The organism is Anoxybacillus sp. EFIL (assembly GCF_013096955.1).
Taxonomy (GTDB): domain Bacteria; phylum Bacillota; class Bacilli; order Bacillales; family Anoxybacillaceae; genus Anoxybacillus; species Anoxybacillus ayderensis.
In genome coordinates this window covers 1-460 of the sequence record NZ_SDLH01000067.1, presented here as the reverse complement: position 1 = coordinate 460, position 460 = coordinate 1, and the positions used below count along the sequence as shown (strand labels likewise).

Genomic DNA, 460 nt, shown 5'->3' with positions numbered 1-460 from the left:
GCATGAAGCCGGAATCGCTAGTAATCGCGGATCAGCATGCCGCGGTGAATACGTTCCCGGGCCTTGTACACACCGCCCGTCACACCACGAGAGTTTGCAACACCCGAAGTCGGTGAGGTAACCCTTACGGGAGCCAGCCGCCGAAGGTGGGGCAAATGATTGGGGTGAAGTCGTAACAAGGTAGCCGTATCGGAAGGTGCGGCTGGATCACCTCCTTTCTAAGGGATATCATTGATATGATGAAAAAACGCTTTTTCGCTTCGTTTAGTTTTGAGGGAATATCCCTCAACTCGCGCCTGCGTCTACTCACTATAGAGGAGACGAGGTTGAAATTGTTCTTTGAAAACTAGATAACAGGCTGAAAAGTGTGTTTAGTTAAGTTAGAAAGGGCGCACGGTGGATGCCTTGGCACTAGGAGCCGATGAAGGACGGGACAAACACCGATATGCTTCGGGGAGCT

2 rRNA genes are annotated in these 460 nt (G+C 51.3%); both read left to right on the top strand.

Going from position 1 to position 460, the window contains the following annotated elements:
- Nucleotides 1-218: ribosomal RNA gene (locus ES017_RS15350) — 16S ribosomal RNA — on the top strand; the annotation flags it as partial.
- A gap of 155 nt (nucleotides 219-373) precedes the next feature.
- Nucleotides 374-460: ribosomal RNA gene (locus ES017_RS15345) — 23S ribosomal RNA — on the top strand; the annotation flags it as partial.